This is a genomic window from Cellulomonas sp. KU4C, assembly GCF_056868065.1.
Genome location: NZ_CP200322.1, coordinates 2,903,069 through 2,918,905, shown reverse-complemented (window position 1 = coordinate 2,918,905; position 15,837 = coordinate 2,903,069). Strand labels below are relative to the sequence as shown.

Sequence of the window (15,837 nt, the reverse complement as noted above, 5' to 3'; positions counted from 1 at the left end):
GCCCGGCCGACGCTGCTAGCGTCGCCGCCATGCAGCTCGACGACATCCCGGTCCGGACGCTCCGCGGTCAGGACACCACGTTCGGCGCGATCACCGAGGGCCGGGTGGCGCTGGTGGTCAACGTCGCCTCCCGGTGCGGCCTGGCCCCGCAGTACGAGCAGCTCGAGGCCCTGCACAGCGCCTACGGCCCGCGGGGGTTCACGGTCGTCGGCGTGCCGAGCAACCAGTTCCTCCAGGAAGCTCGGTTCCGCCGAGGCCATCGAGGAGTACTGCTCGACCACCTGGGGCACCACGTTCCCGATGCTCGAGAAGGCCAAGGTCAACGGCCGGCACGCGCACCCGCTCTACGCCGAGCTCACCCAGGTCCCCGACGACGACGGCAAGGCCGGGCGGATCACCTGGAACTTCGAGAAGTTCCTCGTCGCCCCCGACGGCCGCGCCCGCCGCTTCCGCCCCCGCACGCTCCCCGACGCCCCCGAGGTCGTCCAGGCGATCGAGTCCCTCCTCCCCTGACCCCCGCGGGCGCCGGCTGCCCGCCAGCCCGCGGTCGTCAGCCCGCAGCCGCCGGTCGGCTGCCGAGACAGGACCTGCGCGTCGACATCGGGCGCTGCAGGGTCCTGTCTCGGCGCGCACGCCCTGTCTCGGCACTGCTGCCGGGCGTCACCGCCGAGACCGGACTCCCGCGCCGAAGCAGGGCCTCCCGCGGCCCGATCTCGGCGCGGACGTCCTGTCTCGGCGCGTCCGCCCGGGCGGGCAGCGTCAGGACGATGCCGTCGTGGCGACCGTCGCCGCCGTGATGCCCGCGGTGATCGCCGCGACGGACGCCGCGATCGCGTCCTGCACGGCCTTCGCGGCCCAGGTGCCCTCCGCGACCTGCTTGGCCCGGCGCTTGATCTCCCGCGCGGGGACGCCGGGGTGGTCGACGGCGGACGGGGCCTTGTCGACGGCCGCGAGCAGCGCGACGAGCGCCCCGGTCCGCGCGTCGGGCGCGAGCCCCTGGACGAGCACGGCCGTCAGCGCGCCCCGGACCGCGCCCTCGTGGCGGGTGTCGGCCGCGAGCCACCGGGTGCGCGGGAACAGCCCGAGCACCCGGTCGTCGTGCCGGGTCAGCAGGCCGCGCTCGACGAGGCGGTCGGCGAGCGCGTCCTTCGCGCCCTTGCCCAGGCGGTTGACCAGGTCCGACGCGGACCGCTCCCGCTCGGCCACGCGGGTCAGGGCCGCGCCGAGCACCGGGTCGGCGACGGCGGCACCGGGGTCGACCAGGACCTTCGCCGACGACCAGACGCTGGTCCGCTCCTGCACGTGCACGGCCTCGGCCAGCGCGAGCTCGACCAGCAGCGCGCCGCCGAGCGCGGTGTCCAGGTACGAGGACGTGGGGGTGCCCTTCACGTCGTCGAGCAGCAGGAGCAGCAGGTCCTCGGCGATGAGCGTCGTCATGGCCCGAGGCTACCCAGCCGGACCACCCGCGGGACCGGGCCGGTCAGCGCGTCGCGACGACCAGGACCACCACGGCGAGCACGACGAACGGCAGGGCGGTCAGCAGCTGCGCGCCGACGCCCTGGGCCGGCGCCGCGGTCCGTCGCGGAAGGCGGCACCGAGGGGGTCGCCGTTGAGCCCGGGCCGCTCGCCGGGCAGCCGCGTGTCCGACGTCGGGTGGTCGTCGCCGCGGTCCCGGTCCTCGTGCTCCGCCATGCCGTCCCCCTCGTCGTCGACCAGCCCCGCGCCCGTGCTCCCGACCTGCCGGGTCCCCGGCGCGCCACGTGCCACCCTGCCAGGTCTCAGCCCGCCAGGTGGCCCCACCGCGCGGCGAGATCCGTCCACGGTCCCACGGCCGCGACCGCCCCGTCCTCGAGCACGACGACCCGGTCTGCCCGGGACAGCGCGGCGCGCTTGGACGTCGAGCCGATGACCGTGGTGCCGCGCTCGCGCAGGGACTGCCAGAAGCTCGATCTCGGTGGCGGCGTCGAGGGCGCTGGACACGTCGTCGGCGAGCAGCAGCTCCGCGTCGGTCGCGAGGGCTCGGGCGAGCGCGAGGCGCTGCACCTGGCCGCCGGACAGCCGGACACCGCGGTGCCCGACGAGCGCGTCCGGGCCGCCGGCCTCCGCGACGTCCGTGGTCAGCCGGGCGGCGTCGAGGGGTCCGGCGACGTCACGGGGGTGGTCGAGGCGCACGTTGTCCGCGAACGTCCCGGACAGCACCCGCGGCACCTGGGCGACGTGCGCGACCCGCCCGGGGCGCAGGAACGTCTGCGCGTCGGTGACCTCGGTGCCGTTCCAGACGACGCGGCCGGTGTGCTCCATCAGCCCGGCGAGCGCGGCGAGCAGGCTCGACTTGCCCGCGCCGACCCGCCCGAGCAGCAGCACCAGGTCGCCGCGGTCGACGGCGAGGTCGACGCCGCTGACGCCGATGGTCCCGTCGTCGTGCACGGCGGACAGCCCGCGCACCTCGAGGCGGTCGAGCCGGTCGCGGTGGTCCGGCGCGGGCCGGGGTGCGGTGCCGGCGGCCAGGTCGACGTCGTCGGGCAGCGCGGCGAGGTCGGCGCCGCCGGCGAGCTCCGCGGTGATCCGCTGCCAGCTGCGGGTGCCGGGTGCCTCGGTGATGACGGCGCCCGCGACCTGCCCGAACCAGTTGAACCCGGCGACCGCGCCGGCCACGAGCAGCGTGCTGCCGAGGTCCCAGCCGCCCGCGAGGAACACGCCCCACGCGGCGACGACGCCGGCCTGGACCATGACGATCGGCACGCCGTCGAGGACGGCCTGCACCCGGTGCTCGAACACCGCGGCCTCGACCCGGCCCGCGTCCACGGACCGCAGGTGCGCATGCACCTCGGGCGTGCGGGCGGCGAGCTTCACGGTCCGCGCGGCGTCCAGCGCGGACACGAGCGACCGGCCGAACCCCGCACGCGCCGCCGCGGACCGGGTGGCGGACCGCCCGGCGACCGGCCGGCCGACCAACGCGCACGCCGCGCTGACCACGAGCACGGACAGCAGCACCGCACCGGCGAGCAGCGACCAGCTGAGCAGGGCGGTGACCGCGACCAGCACCAGGCCGTTGACGAGGTCGACCCACCGGTCCGCGTAGAGCACGAACCGGTCGCCGTCGAGCCCGCGGGCGACGACCTCCCCCGGCGGGGTGCGGCGCAGCCGGTGCTGCCGGGTCTGCCCGACGAGCACGGACATCCGCACCCGCAGCAGCACCTCGATCCACCACTTCGGGTACAGCCGGAACGCGAGCGAGTTCACCGGCGCGACGAGCAGCAGCAGCACGACCATCGCGGCGACCAGCAGGGTCGGCGACGCGCCGGCGCGCAGGTCCTCGACGGTCCGGCCCCAGAAGAACCCGGTGACCGCGCCCTGGGCGGCGAACAGGCTGGACAGCAGGAACAGCAGGCCGCCGACCACGCCCCACCGCGGGCGGACGACCAGGGCGTGGGCGATGCCGCGCGCCAGGCTCGGGCCGCTCCCGGGCTCGGGGAGCACCGGCGCCGGTCCGGTCCGGCGTCGGGCGCCGAGACCGCCGGAGGTGAGGTCGGCCGGCTGCTCTACGTCCGGGGCGTCCGCGTCCGGCGCGTCGCCGTCGGGCTCCGCGTCGTCGTCGAGGACCTCGGCGTGCCCCTCGCTCCGGCTGGCCGTCAGCAGCGTGCGGAACGGCCCGTCGGCGCGCGCGACCTCGGCGCGCGGTCCCTGCTGGACGACGCGGCCGTGGTCGAGCACCACGACCTGGTCGGCGCGCTCCACGGTGCCGAGCCGGTGCGCGACCAGCACGCCGGTCCGGCCGCCGAGCAGCCGCTCGGACGCGGCGACGACGCGCGCCTCGGTGAGCGGGTCCATCCGCGCCGTGGCCTCGTCGAGCACGACCACCTGCACGTCGCGCACCAGGAGCCGGGCGAACGCCACCAGCTGCTCCTCGCCGGCGGACAGCGACGTCCCGCCCGGGCCGAGCACCGTGTCGAGGCCGTCGGGCAGCCCGGCGACCCAGTCGGTGAGGCGCAGCTCGCGCACGGCGTCCTCGATCGCGCGCCGGGGCACGTCGGCGAACAGGGCGATGTTCTCCGCGAGCGTCCCCGCGACGACCTCGGTGCGCTGCGTCACCACGCCGACGGCCGCGCGCAGCGCCTGCAGGTCGAGGTCGCGCACGTCGACGCCGCCGAGCAGCACCGACCCGGGCTCCGGGTCGACGGCGCGGGACAGCAGCGACGCGAGCGTGGACTTGCCCGAGCCGGTGCGTCCGACGAGCGCGACGGTCTGGCCGGCGGGCACCCGCAGCCGGACGCCCTGCAGCGCGAACGTGCCCTCCTCGTAGGCGAAGTGCAGGTCGCGGACCTCGAGGTCGAGCGGGCCGTCCGGCACGGGCAGCCCGCCGGTCGGCTCGGGTGGCGAGTCGAGCAGCTCGCGGATCCGGATGGCCGCGCCGATGCCCTCCTGGAGGTCGGGCAGGTGCCGGGCGAGCATGTCGAACTGCCCGACGAAGGACGCGGTGACGAGGAACAGCGTGACGAGCCGGGCGATCGACAGGTCGCCCCCGCCCGCCAGCGCGACCCCGGCCACCGCGACCGCGGCGAGCAGGGCGTGCAGCAGCAGGCCGGCGCGCGCCGTCATCCGGGTTTCCACCGCGAGCACCCGGTCGAGCGTGCGGTGCACGACGGCCGACGCCTCCGCGAGCCGTCGGACGGCGAACGCCTGCCCGTGGCTGGTGCGCAGGTCGTCCCGGGCGGCCACGGCCTCCTCGAACGCGGCGGCGTTGTCGGTCCACGCGCGCTCCTCGACGACCTTGCGGCGCGCGATCTCCCCGAGCGAGGGGCGCACCACCAGCACGGTGAGGGCACCGAGCACGGGGAACAGCGCCCAGGCGGGCCACCAGGTCAGGCCGGCGACCACCCACATCGGCACGCAGCCGACCACGGTGCGTCCCATCCCCCACAGCTGCCGGCGCACGAGAGAGCCGACCGCGTGCGTGTCGTCGTCCACCCGGTCCAGGACCTCGCCGACGGCCTGCTCCGACAGGGTCGCGAGCGGCTGGTGCAGCGCGGCGCTGAGCAGGTCGCCGCGCAGCCGGCCCTCCGCCCGGTCCACGACCCCGGCCCACGCGACCTGGCCGGCGGCGTCGACCAGCGCCGCGCCGACCAGGCAGGCGAGCAGGAGCAGCAGGCCCGCGGTGGTCGGGTCCTCGGCCATCGTCCCCGCGACCCAGGTGCCGAGCGCGGACCCGACGGCGCCGACGGTGAGCGCGAGCAGCGCGAGCACGGCGACGGGACCGCGCAGCCGGCGCCAGTCGAGGCGGCGGGCGGGGTCGGCGTGGGGACCGCGCACCGCGGGACGTCCGGCTCCGTCGGGCCCGGCGGTCGTGGGGTCGGTGGCGGTGGCGCTGCTGGCCGTGGTGGTGTCGAGCATGGTTCCTCGACCCTAGGCCGGACCTCGGACATCCCCGAAGCGTTTTGCGCCGTCGGGCCCGGTCAGCCCAGGAACGCCGTGACCACGTCGTGCAGCGCCGCCGTGGTCAGCTCCAGCGACGCGACGTCCACCCGCTCGTCGTTCCCGTGGAACAGGCCGCGCCACGTCCCCGGGTCCCAGCCGGCGGAGAGCAGCCCGAAGCCGTACGCGGGCACCCCGCGCCGCCGGTAGAACCGCCCGTCGGTCCCGCCGGTGCCGAGCGTCGGCAGCACCCGGGCTCCCCCGGTGCGCGCCGCGACGGCCTGCTCGATCACCCGGTAGAGCCCGGTGTCGGTGGGCGACAGCGACGGCTCGCCGAACCGGTCGCCCTCGATGTGCACGTGGTCCGCGAGGTCGCCCAGCGCGTCGGCGAGCAGCGCGTCGACGTCGGCCGGCCGGGTCCCGGGCAGCACCCGGATGTCGAGCGTGACCTCGGCCAGCCCGGGGATGACGTTCGGCTTGCCGCCCGCGTGCAGCACGGTCGGGGCGACGGTGGTGTGCGTGGTCGCATGCGCCACCGGGCCGAGCGCGCCGAGCAGGGGCAGCACGTCGTCGAGCCGGTCCGGGTCCAGCGCGGCCGCCCGCACGTCCGCGGGCAGGTCGAGGGCGTCGACGTACCGCCGCCACAGGTCCCCGACGACGACGGGCCCGCGCACCGCCGCGATCCGGCGCACGGCCTCCGCGGCGAGCACGATCGCGTTCCGGCTGCCCCACGGCCCCGACCCGTGGCCGGGGGTCCCGACGACGCGCAGCCGCCGGGCCGCCCCGCCCTTCTCCCCGACCGCGAGCGTGCGGTGGTCGCCGACCGGGACGCCGCCGGACTCGGTGAGCACGTGGTCCGCGCGCACCAGGTCCCAGCGGTGGGTGGTCAGCCAGTCGACGCCCCAGACGCTGCCGTGCTCCTCGTCGGCGACCGCGGCGAGCAGCAGGTCGCCCGCGGGCCGGCGCCCGGACGTCGCGAGGGCGCGCGTCACGACGGCGTAGGCGGCGGTGAGGCCCAGCATGTCGATCGCGCCACGCCCCCAGACCCAGCCGTCGACGAGCTCGCCGCCGAACGGGTCCCGCGTCCAGCCGCCCGGCTCGACGGGGACGACGTCGGTGTGGCCGACCAGGCCGAGCGACGGCGCGGCGGGGTCGCGCCCCTCGATCCGGGTGACCAGGGACGCGCGCCCGGGCTGCGGCTCGACGACCTCCAGGTCCAGGCCCGAGCCGTCGAGGTAGTCGGCGAGGGTCCGGGCGTTGCGGATCTCCTGGCCCGAGCCGACGGTGCCGTCGTTGACGCAGGCGTTGCGGATCAGCGCCTGCAGCAGCTCGACGGTCTCGCCGGCGAGCCGGGTGGCGTCGAGCAGCGTCGCGGTCACCGGTGCGCCCCCGCCCGCACGCGCCCGCCGGGGATGGCGGCGACCAGCTCGCGGGTGTACTCCTGCCGCGGGTCCAGCAGGATCGCCTCCGCGGGGCCCTGCTCGACGAGCCGGCCGCGGTGCAGCACCCCGACGTCGTCGGCCACCTGCCGGACGACGGCGAGGTCGTGGGAGATGAACAGGTACGTCAGCCCGTGCTCGGCCTGGAGCCGCACCAGCAGCTCGAGGATCTGCGCCTGCACGGACACGTCGAGCGCGGACACCGGCTCGTCCAGGACGACCAGGTCGGGCCGCAGCGCGAGCGCCCGGGCGACGGCGACGCGCTGCCGCTGCCCGCCGGACAGCTCCCGGGGGCTGCGCCGCAGGACGTCGGCGGGCAGGGCCACGTCGGCGACCAGCTCGCGCACCCGGTCGGCGCGCTCGGCGCGGCTGCCGACGCCGTACGCGCGCAGCGGCTCGGTGATGACCTGCTCGACGGTGAACCGCGGGTCGAGGGACGCGTACGGGCTCTGGTAGACGACCTGGAACCCGCGCCGCAGCCGGCGCAGCGCCTCGCCGCGGGCGGCGGTCACGTCGTCGCCGCGGAACAGCACCCGGCCGGACGTCAGTCGCTCGAGGCGCAGCGCGATCCGGGCGGTCGTGCTCTTGCCCGACCCGGACTCCCCGACGAGCGCGTACGTCCGGCCCCGCTCGACGCGCAGACCGACCCCGTCGACGGCCACGACCGACCGGGCCGCCGCGCCGCGCGGCAGGGCGAACTCCTTGCGGACCGCGTCGAGCTCCAGGACCGGCGCGGCGGGCCCGGGGTCCACCGGTCCGGGATCGGCCGCCGCCACGGGCACCCGGACGTCGGTCGCCACCAGCCGCCCGCTCGCCAGGCTCGGCGCGGCGGCGATCAGCCGACGCGTGTACGGGTGCTGCGGCGCGCGCAGCACCTCGGCCGCGGGCCCCTGCTCGACGACCACGCCCTGCTCGAGCACGACGATCCGGTCGGCCCGGTCCGCCGCCACGCCGAGGTCGTGGGTGATGAGCAGCAACGCCGTGCCCCGGTCCCGGACGAGCGTCTCGAGGTGGTCGAGGATCCGCCGCTGCACCGTCACGTCCAGCGCGCTGGTGGGCTCGTCGGCCACGACCAGCCGCGGGCCCGCCGCGATCGCGATGGCGATGAGCACGCGCTGCCGCATCCCGCCGGACAGCTGGTGCGGGTACTGGCGCGCGCGGGCGGCCGGGTCGTCGATGCCGGCCTGCTCGAGCAGCGCGACCGCCCGCTCCCGGGCGGCACGGCGCCGCGCGAGCCCGTGGACGACCAGCACCTCGGCGACCTGGTCACCGACGCGCTGCACGGGGTTGAGGGACACGGTCGGGTCCTGCGGCACGAGGCCGACCTCACGTCCCCGGACGGCCTGCCACTCGCGCTCGGTCAGGTCGGAGACGTCCCGGCCCGCGAGGCGGATGGTGCCGCCGGTGACGGCGCCGCCGCGGGACAGCAGGTGCAGCGCCGCGTGCGCGGTCGTGCTCTTGCCGGACCCGGACTCGCCCACCAGGGCGACGACCTCCCCGGGCCGGACGACCAGGTCGACGCCGCGCACCGCGCGGTACGTGCCGCCGTCCGCCCGGTAGCCGACCTCCAGCCCGGTGATCTCGAGCACCGGGGTGCCGGGAGCACCCGCCGCGACGGGCGGGGCCTCCTGCTGCAGCTGGGTCACTGGTCCTCTCCCGTCGTCTCGAGGGCGCGCGCGACGCGGTTGGCGGCCAGCACCACCGCGACGATCACGAGCCCGGGCAGGGTGGTCAGCCACCAGGCGGTGGCGAGGAAGTCGCGGCCCCCGGACACCAGCGACCCCCACTCGGGCGTGGGCGGCGGGGTGCCGTAGCCGAGGAAGCTCAGCGCGGACACCGCGAGGACGGCGCCGCCGAGCTCGAGGGCGATCAGCGCGAGCACCGGCCCGGCGGAGTTCGGCAGCACGTGCCGGCCGAGCACCGCGTACCAGCGCGAGCCGGACGCCCGGGCGGCCTCCACGTAGACCGACGTGGACGTGCGCAGCACCTCGGCGCGCATCACGCGGGCGAACGTCGCGACCGCGCCGACGCCGACCGCGACCGCGATCTTCGTGGACCCGGTGCCGAGCGCGGTGATGATCGCGAGCGACAGCAGGATGCTCGGCACGGCGAGCAGCACGTCGACCAGGCGGCCGACCACGTCGTCCACCCAGCCGCGCAGAAACCCGGCGAGCAGGCCGAGGGTCGACCCGACGACGAGCCCGACGAGCACGGCCAGCACGGTGGTGCGCAGGGACAGCGACGCGCCGTGCACCACGCGGGTCAGCACGTCGCGGCCGAGGTGGTCGGTGCCGAGCACGTGCGCGGCCGAGGGCGGCTGCAGCCGGTCGGCGGGCACACCGGTCAGGGGGTCGCCGGACGCGAACACGGTCGGCGCGGCGGCCCAGGCGGCGACCAGCAGCAGGACCAGCCCGGCCAGCACCAGGCCGGGTCGGCGCACCAGGTACCGGGCCGCACGTCGCGCCCACGGGCCGGCCGCGCGGGCGCCGCGCACCCGGCCGTGCCGGATGATCGAGCGGGCGTCCTGCCGGTCGGCGATCTCGATGGTGGTCATGCGGGCACCGCCTCTCGGGAGACGCCCCGCGACTCGATGCGGGGGTCGAGAACGGGGTACAGCAGGTCCACGACGAGCGTGGTTACCACGAACACCAGCGCCGACAGCGACACGATCGCGAGCACCACGGGCACGTCCTGGGTGTTGACGGACTGGACCGTCAGCCGGCCGAGCCCCACCCGGGAGAACACCGTCTCGGTGACGACGGCCCCGCCGAGCAGCGCCCCGACCATCACGCCGAGCATCGTGAACGCGGGGATCGCCGCGTTGCGCAGCGCGTGCCCCAGGTGCACCCGGAGCCGGCCGGCGCCCTTGGCCCGGGCGGTCTCGACGTAGGGCTCGCCGAGCGTCCCGCGCAGGCTGCGCGACAGGACCTGCGCGAGCTGCGCGCCCGGCGGGACCGCGAGCGTCACCGCCGGGAGCACGAGGCTCTGCCAGCCGGCGTTGCCGATCGCGGGGAGCAGACCCGCGCGGAACGACACCCACTGCAGCAGCACCAGGCCGACGAAGAACGTGGGCAGCGCGACGCCGAGCGGCGGCAGCGCGGACAGCACCTGGCGCAGCGCCCGGCTGCGCGGCAGCACGCTCGCCACGGCCAGCGCCGTCCCGCCGAGCACCGCGAGCACCAGCGCGGCGCCGGTCAGCTTCAGGGTCTCCGGCAGCGCCTGCGCGACGAGCGAGCCGGCGGGCGCCCCGGACTGGTACGACGGCCCGAAGTCGAGCCGGACCGCGTGCAGCAGCGCGTCGCCGTACTGCACCAGCAGGGGCCGGTCGAGGCCGTAGCGGGCGCGCAGGTCGTCGAGCAGCGCCGGGTCGACGTCCTGCACCTCGCCCCCGGCGCCGGCGGCCAGGGCCGCCGGGTCACTCGGGAGCAGGTACAGCACGAAGAACGCGAGGGTGAACGCCGCCCAGAGCACCACGAGGCCCTGGGCGGCGCGCCGCAGGAGGTAGCGACCCATCAGCTCGCGTCGACCCACGCGTCGTAGAAGTCGATCCGGCTGGACCCCTCGAACGCCAGCCCGTGCACGCGGTCGGCCGCGGCGATGGTCGTCGAGAGCTCGTAGACCGGGATCGCGTGCCCCTGCTCGATCAGCAGCCGGGACGCCTGGGTGACGAGCTCGGCGCGCTCGGCCGGGTCGGTGGCGGCCGCGGAGCGGTCGAGCAGGTCGTCGACCTCCGAGGGGGTCCGCTTGTTCACGTTGCGGGCGTTCGCGGAGAACACCGAGCGCAGCACGTCCGGGTCGGACCGCGTGAGGTTGTAGTAGTCGAAGTCGAAGTCCCCGTCGGCCTTGATCGCCGTGGACTCCGCGATCTCGACGTGCTGCAGCTGCAGGTCGACCCCGATCTGGCGCAGCTGCTGCTGCACGAGCTTCCAGCGGCGCCGGGTCCTGCCAGAACGTCACGGTGGTGGACAGCCGCCGGCCGTCCTTCTCGCGGATGCCGTCGTCGCCGAGCTCCCAGCCGGCGTCCTCGAGCACCTCGACGGCACCGTCCGGGTCGTAGGCCAGGTCGTCCGCGAGGGACTCGTACAGCGGCGTGGAGTGGGACAGCACGGCGGTCGCCGCCTGGTCCCGCTCGGTCAGCACCGTGTCGACGATCTGCTGCCGGTCGATGCCCTTCGAGATCGCGACGCGGACCGCCTCGTCGGACGCCAGGGCGCTCGACTCGTTCGGGAACAGCTGGTAGGCCACGCCGGGGTTGGCGCGCTGCTGCAGCCAGAACCCGTTGCCGTCGAACTGCGGCTGGTCCACCGCGGCGATCGCGGCCGTCGCGTCGATCTGCCCGGACTGGAGGCTGCCGGCGCGGACGGAGGACTCGGGGATGACCTGGAACGTGACGGTGTCGAGGTAGGCCTCGCCGGTGTGGTCGTCGGCCGCGGAGCCCCAGGCGTAGCCGGGCACCTTGGTCAGCACGACCTCCTGGTCGGGCGTGTACGACTCGACCGCGAACGGGCCGGACCCGATGTAGTCGCCGGCGCAGCGCTCCTCGGGCGTCAGCGCCGCGGACGCGGGCGACAGCAGACCGAGCGAGAACGTCGACGACGCCTGGAGGAACTGCGCGCTCGGGGCGGCGAAGTCGACGGTGACCGTCAGCGGGTCGACGACCGTCGTGCCCTCGTAGCCGACGAGGTACTGCGAGCCGAGCGACGCGGTGGCGCCCAGCGCGACGATCGCGTCGAAGTTGGTCTTGACGGACGCGGCGTCGACGGGGGTCCCGTCCGCGTAGGTCGCGTCGTCGCGCAGGTGGAACGTGTAGCTCGACGCGTCGTCGTCGACCTCCCAGCTTCTCGGCGAGCCACGGGACGATCTCGCCGGACTCCGGGTCCTGCGCGGTGAGCGAGGCGACGGTCTGCCGGGCGACGGCGATCGCGTCGTTGTTGCCGACCTGCTGCGGGTCGATGCACCGGGAGTCGACGGTGATGGCGAACCGCAGGTCGCCGCCGGCGACGGGTTCGGCGGACGCGGCCGCGTCGGTGGCCGCGCCCGTGCCCGTCGACCCGCCGGAGCAGGCCGTCAGCAGCAGCGCGGTGGTCGTCAGCGCCGCGGCGGCCGCAGCGGGGCGGGTGGCGCGTCGCGAGGGGGAGGTGGTCATGCGTGCACTCCTGGTCGTCACCGGCCGTGGCCGGGGTGGGGCGCCGGCCGGGGCGCGCGGGGGCGCGCTCCGGCGTGTCGTCGCCGTGCTTACCCGGTCCGCGGTCGCGGTCGGGTCAGGTCGTTCCCGGAGCACCCCGTCACGTCGAAGGGTTGCTGGCCAGCAAGCCGGGCCTGCGCGCTGGCGCTCGTCACCTGGGGGTGAGGGAACCCGCGGCGGCGGACCTGGTCAAGGAACCGCCGCGGGTTCTCACATCGCGGATCTTCGTGTGGTGGCCGGCGGGGTCACGCCGCGGTGAAGCCCGCCGCGCGCCGCGGGTCGGCCTCGGTCCACAGGTCGGACTTCACCTCGGCGCGCACCAGCGGCACGACCTCCTCGGCGAACCGGCGCAGCACGTCCTCCTGCTCGGCGGGGTCGAGCAGGTGGTTCACGGACACGGACTGCAGCACGTGCCCGTACGACCGGTGGTAGTCGAGGATCTTCTCGGCCACCCGCTCCGGGGAGCCCACCAGCGCGGGACCCCGCTCGACCGCCTCCTCGAGGGTCCGGAAGCTCGGCGCCCGCCCGACGGCGTCCGCCCCGTAGCCGCGGCGCGCGGCCGCGTCGACCTGACCCTGGTAGAGCGGCCGGTACTGCCGCACCGCCGCCTCCGTGGTGTCGGCGAGGAACAGCCCGCCCGAGCCCGACCCGACGTGGGCGTGCGCCGGGTCGTGCCCGTGCGCCGCGTACCGCTCGCGGTAGTGGTCGATCAGCACCTGGTAGTTCTCCCGCGGTTGCAGGGCGTTCGCGGTCACGATCGGGTCGCCCCACCGCGCCGCGAGCTTCACCGCGAACCGCGACGTCGCCGAGCCGTGCCAGATCCGGAACGGCCCCGCGTACGGCCGGGGCAGTGTGGTGGCGTGCTCCAGGCGGTGCCGGTGCCGGCCCTCCCAGGTCACGTCCTCCTCCGAGAGCAGCAGGCGGAGCAGCTCGTAGTTCTCCGCCAGGTACTCGTACTGCTTGTCGATGTCCAGGCCGAGCAGCGGGTACTGCAGCACCTCGTTGCCCTTCCCGATCACGATCTCGAGCCGGCCCCGGGACAGCTGGTCCACGGTCGCCAGGTCCTCCGCGACGCGCACCGGGTCGAGCAGCGCGAGCACGGTGACGCCGGTCGACAGCAGGATCCGGCTGGTGGACGCCGCGATCGCCCCGAGGATCACGGTCGGCGCCGAGGACAGCACGTCGCCGGCGTGCCGCTCCCCCACGGCGAACGAGTCGAACCCGATCTCCTCGGCCAGGACCGCGTGCCGGACCGTCCGCGCCAGGCGGTCCGCCGGGGGCACCGCCGCGCCCGTGACCGGGTGCGGCGGGTTGAACACGATGTCGAGCAGCTGGAACCGCACGCCCCCGGCCCCCTCAGGCGGCGACGGCGGCGGCCGCGCGGTCCCGGGCGGCGACGCCCTCGCGGACCAGCGGGATGACGTACCGGCCGAAGTCGACGGCGTCGTCCAGCAGGTCGTAGCCGCGGGCCGAGATGATCCGCACGCCCCGGTCGTAGTACGCCAGCAGCGCCTCGGCGACCTGCTCGGGCGTGCCGACCAGCGCGTTGGAGTTGCCCGCGCCGCCGGTCGCCCGCGCGGTCGCGGTCCACAGCACCGAGTCGAACCGCTCGCCCTGCGCCGCGATCTCCAGCAGCCGCTGCGACCCGGCGTTCTCCGGCGCCGTGACCGGGTGCCGGTTGCTCAGCACGCCCCCGAGCGCCGCCTTGCGCGCCTCGATCGCGTCGAGCACCCGGTGCGCCTTCTCCCAGGCGAGCTCCTCGGTCGGGGCGATGATCGGCCGGAACGCCGCGTGGATCCGCGGCGGGGTGGTGCGACCGGCGGCGGCGGCCTCGGCGTGCACGCGGTCGATCTGCTCCTGGGTGCGGTCCAGCGGCTCGCCCCAGACCGCGAAGATGTCCGCCTCCGCGGCGCCGACCCGGAACGCCGCGTCCGAGGACCCGCCGAACGAGATCGTCGGCACGTGACCCTCGGCGGGCTTGGTGTCGAGGTGGAAGTCGTCGAAGTCGTAGAACCGGCCGTGGTGGTCGAACGCCTCGGTGCTGGTCCACGCCCGCTTGAGGATCTGGATGTACTCCTGGGTCCGGGCGTAGCGCTCGTCCTTGGTGAGGGTGTCGCCCTCGCGCTGCTGCTCGTGGTCGTTGCCGCCGGTGATGACGTGCACGGACAGCCGGCCGCCGGACAGCTGGTCCAGGGTGGCGAACGTCTTCGCCGCGTAGGTCGGGTAGGACACGTTCGGCCGGTGCGCGAGCAGCAGCTCGATCGACTCCAGCCGGGCCGCGGTGTACGCGGCGAGCGCGGCGGGCTCGGGGCCGGACGACCCGTACGCGAACAGGACGCGGGTCCAGCCGTTGTCCTCGTGGGCCCGGACGATCCGCTCCAGGAACGCGGGGTCGAACGGACGGGTGGTGGCGGCGCGCGTCTCGGACGCGTCGTTGGCGGTCGCGATGCCGAGGAACTCGACGGGCATGGTGGCTCTCCTTGGGGTGCTGGCCCCGTCCCGGTGCCTCGTCCCCCGCCTGCCCCGACCGCGGTGCCTCGCCGAGAAGGGGCCGCGGCGCCGAGACAGGTCGGTCCAGCGCCCTGACTCGGCGCGCGGGTCCTGTCTCGGCGGGGTGGGAGGGGCGGGAGGGGCGGGGTGGGAGGGGCGGGGTGAGAGGTCGGGGCGGGGTGGGCGCGGGGGGTCAGGGCTGGGCGGGGTCGGTGGGGTTGGTGGCGGGCAGGCCCGCGGCCTTCCAGGCCGGGAAGCCCCCGTCGACGTGGGTGACGGTGTAGCCGCGCGCGGCGAGCTTGCTCGGCGACGGGTCCGGAGCCGGCGGGCGAGCCGCACACGACGACCACCGGGGTGTCGATCGAGATGACCGGGGCGTGCGCGGGGCCGAACAGCGCGTCGAGGTCGGTCCGGTCGGCGAGGGTCGCGCCGGGGATGTCCCCGTGCGCGGCCCGGCCGCCGGCGGACCGGACGTCCACGAGCAGGGCGCCGTGCGCGACGTCGGCGGCCGCGTCCGCGGCGGGCTTCAGGGCGGGTGCGGCGGGGTCGGTGCTGGACATGGTGGGTCTCCTTCAGCTGACGAGGACGGCGTCGGACGTGCGGGCGGGCGCCGGGGCGCCCCACGCCTCGGCGAGCAGGGCGAACGACCGGCGGGTGTCCGCCGGGTCGTGGGTGGCGGTGGTGAGCAGCAGCTCGTCGGCGCCCGTGACGCGCTGCAGGGTCTCCAGGCGGGCGACGACCGTCGCGGGGTCGCCCACCACCCGGGTGTCGACGCGGTCGGCGACGACGGCCCGCTCGGCGGCGTCGCGTGACTCCCACGGCACCGCGTCGCCGGGCCGGGGGTACGCGATCGCGCCGGCGGTCCCCCGCCGGATCGACAGCACCCAGTCGGCGAACGGGGTCGCGAGCTCCCGGGCGCGGTCGACGGTCTCGGCGACCAGGACGTCCGCGGAGACGACCACGTACGGCTCGGCGAGCACCCCCGGCCGGAACGCCGCGCGGTAGGCGGCGACCGTGTCGAGCGTGGTCGCCGGGCTGACGTGGAAGTTCGCCGCGATCGGCAGGCCGAGCTTCTCCCGCGACGCGGGCGCTCTCACCCGGCGACGACGCCAGCACCCACACGTCCAGGGCCGCGCCCTCGACCGGCGGGGCGACGTGCCGGGTGCCGTCCGCCTCCGCGTAGGTCCCGGCGCGCAGCCCGAGCACCAGCTCGAGCTCGTCCCGGAACGCCGCCGGCGTGCGGGAGGCGCCGACGACGCGCTTCTGCGCGAGCAGCCGCTCCCGCAGCACCGAGTCCGACAGGTCCACCGG

General features: G+C 76.2%; 10 protein-coding genes, 3 pseudogenes and 1 riboswitch. Of the genes and pseudogenes, 1 reads left to right on the top strand and 12 read right to left on the bottom strand.

The features are described 5' to 3' along the window. Window positions 1-29: 29 nt before the first annotated feature. A pseudogene (locus tag AC1VL8_RS13745) lies at window positions 30-513 on the top strand (glutathione peroxidase). 246 nt (window positions 514-759) lie between these two features. Here AC1VL8_RS13745 and AC1VL8_RS13740 read toward each other — a convergent pair. The 12 genes and pseudogenes from AC1VL8_RS13740 to AC1VL8_RS13685 all read right to left on the bottom strand — a co-directional run bounded on the left by AC1VL8_RS13740 (window position 760) and on the right by AC1VL8_RS13685 (window position 15,623). Next, complete coding sequence (locus AC1VL8_RS13740) at window positions 760-1,437, bottom strand: GOLPH3/VPS74 family protein (protein ID WP_483075540.1); 678 nt, start codon at window positions 1,435-1,437, stop codon at window positions 760-762. A gap of 99 nt (window positions 1,438-1,536) precedes the next feature. Further along, window positions 1,537-1,767: a hypothetical protein gene (locus AC1VL8_RS13735; RefSeq protein ID WP_483075539.1), complete on the bottom strand. Its 231-nt coding sequence runs from the start codon at window positions 1,765-1,767 to the stop codon at window positions 1,537-1,539. A gap of 11 nt (window positions 1,768-1,778) precedes the next feature. Next, a pseudogene (locus AC1VL8_RS13730) lies at window positions 1,779-5,391 on the bottom strand (ATP-binding cassette domain-containing protein). A 62-nt stretch (window positions 5,392-5,453) separates the two neighbouring features. After that, the gene (locus tag AC1VL8_RS13725; protein WP_483075538.1) at window positions 5,454-6,791 is read right to left on the bottom strand and encodes a M20/M25/M40 family metallo-hydrolase; all 1,338 of its coding nucleotides are present in this window, start codon (window positions 6,789-6,791) and stop codon (window positions 5,454-5,456) included. After that, window positions 6,788-8,497: a dipeptide ABC transporter ATP-binding protein gene (locus AC1VL8_RS13720; protein WP_483075537.1), complete on the bottom strand. Its 1,710-nt coding sequence runs from the start codon at window positions 8,495-8,497 to the stop codon at window positions 6,788-6,790. The genes AC1VL8_RS13725 and AC1VL8_RS13720 overlap by 4 nt, the downstream gene beginning before the upstream one ends. Continuing rightward, complete coding sequence (locus tag AC1VL8_RS13715; protein ID WP_483075536.1) at window positions 8,494-9,405, bottom strand: ABC transporter permease; 912 nt, start codon at window positions 9,403-9,405, stop codon at window positions 8,494-8,496. The genes AC1VL8_RS13720 and AC1VL8_RS13715 overlap by 4 nt, the downstream gene beginning before the upstream one ends. Further along, window positions 9,402-10,364 (bottom strand): ABC transporter permease, encoded by a 963-nt coding sequence (locus AC1VL8_RS13710; RefSeq protein WP_483075535.1) that lies wholly within the window; start codon window positions 10,362-10,364, stop codon window positions 9,402-9,404. Before AC1VL8_RS13710 ends, AC1VL8_RS13715 begins: the two co-directional genes overlap by 4 nt. Further along, window positions 10,364-10,771 (bottom strand): hypothetical protein, encoded by a 408-nt coding sequence (locus AC1VL8_RS13705; RefSeq protein ID WP_483075534.1) that lies wholly within the window; start codon window positions 10,769-10,771, stop codon window positions 10,364-10,366. Before AC1VL8_RS13705 ends, AC1VL8_RS13710 begins: the two co-directional genes overlap by 1 nt. Before the next feature lie 55 nt (window positions 10,772-10,826). Continuing rightward, a pseudogene (locus tag AC1VL8_RS13700) lies at window positions 10,827-11,648 on the bottom strand (ABC transporter substrate-binding protein); the annotation flags it as partial. Window positions 11,649-12,077: 429 nt separating this feature from the next. Continuing rightward, window positions 12,078-12,192: riboswitch (SAM riboswitch) on the bottom strand. Between the two features lie 89 nt (window positions 12,193-12,281). Then, entirely contained in the window at window positions 12,282-13,379 is a 1,098-nt protein-coding gene (locus AC1VL8_RS13695) for an LLM class flavin-dependent oxidoreductase (RefSeq protein ID WP_483075533.1), read from the bottom strand. Window positions 13,380-13,392: 13 nt separating this feature from the next. Beyond that, on the bottom strand, window positions 13,393-14,505 hold the full coding sequence (locus AC1VL8_RS13690) for an LLM class flavin-dependent oxidoreductase (protein ID WP_483076256.1): 1,113 nt from the start codon (window positions 14,503-14,505) through the stop codon (window positions 13,393-13,395). A gap of 593 nt (window positions 14,506-15,098) precedes the next feature. Then, window positions 15,099-15,623 carry an LLM class oxidoreductase gene (locus AC1VL8_RS13685; RefSeq protein WP_483076282.1) on the bottom strand — a complete coding sequence of 175 codons (525 nt, stop codon included), beginning with the start codon at window positions 15,621-15,623 and terminating at the stop codon, window positions 15,099-15,101. Window positions 15,624-15,837: the final 214 nt, after the last annotated feature.

Bases quoted from the DNA above. Each gene is read 5' to 3' on its own strand.
- AC1VL8_RS13710 (WP_483075535.1), bottom strand. From the start codon at position 10,364: ATGGGTCGCTACCTCCTGCGGCGCGCCGCCCAGGGCCTCGTGGTGCTC.
- AC1VL8_RS13690 (WP_483076256.1), bottom strand. From the start codon at position 14,505: ATGCCCGTCGAGTTCCTCGGCATCGCGACCGCCAACGACGCGTCCGAG.
- AC1VL8_RS13715 (WP_483075536.1), bottom strand. From the start codon at position 9,405: ATGACCACCATCGAGATCGCCGACCGGCAGGACGCCCGCTCGATCATC.
- AC1VL8_RS13740 (WP_483075540.1), bottom strand. From the start codon at position 1,437: ATGACGACGCTCATCGCCGAGGACCTGCTGCTCCTGCTGCTCGACGAC.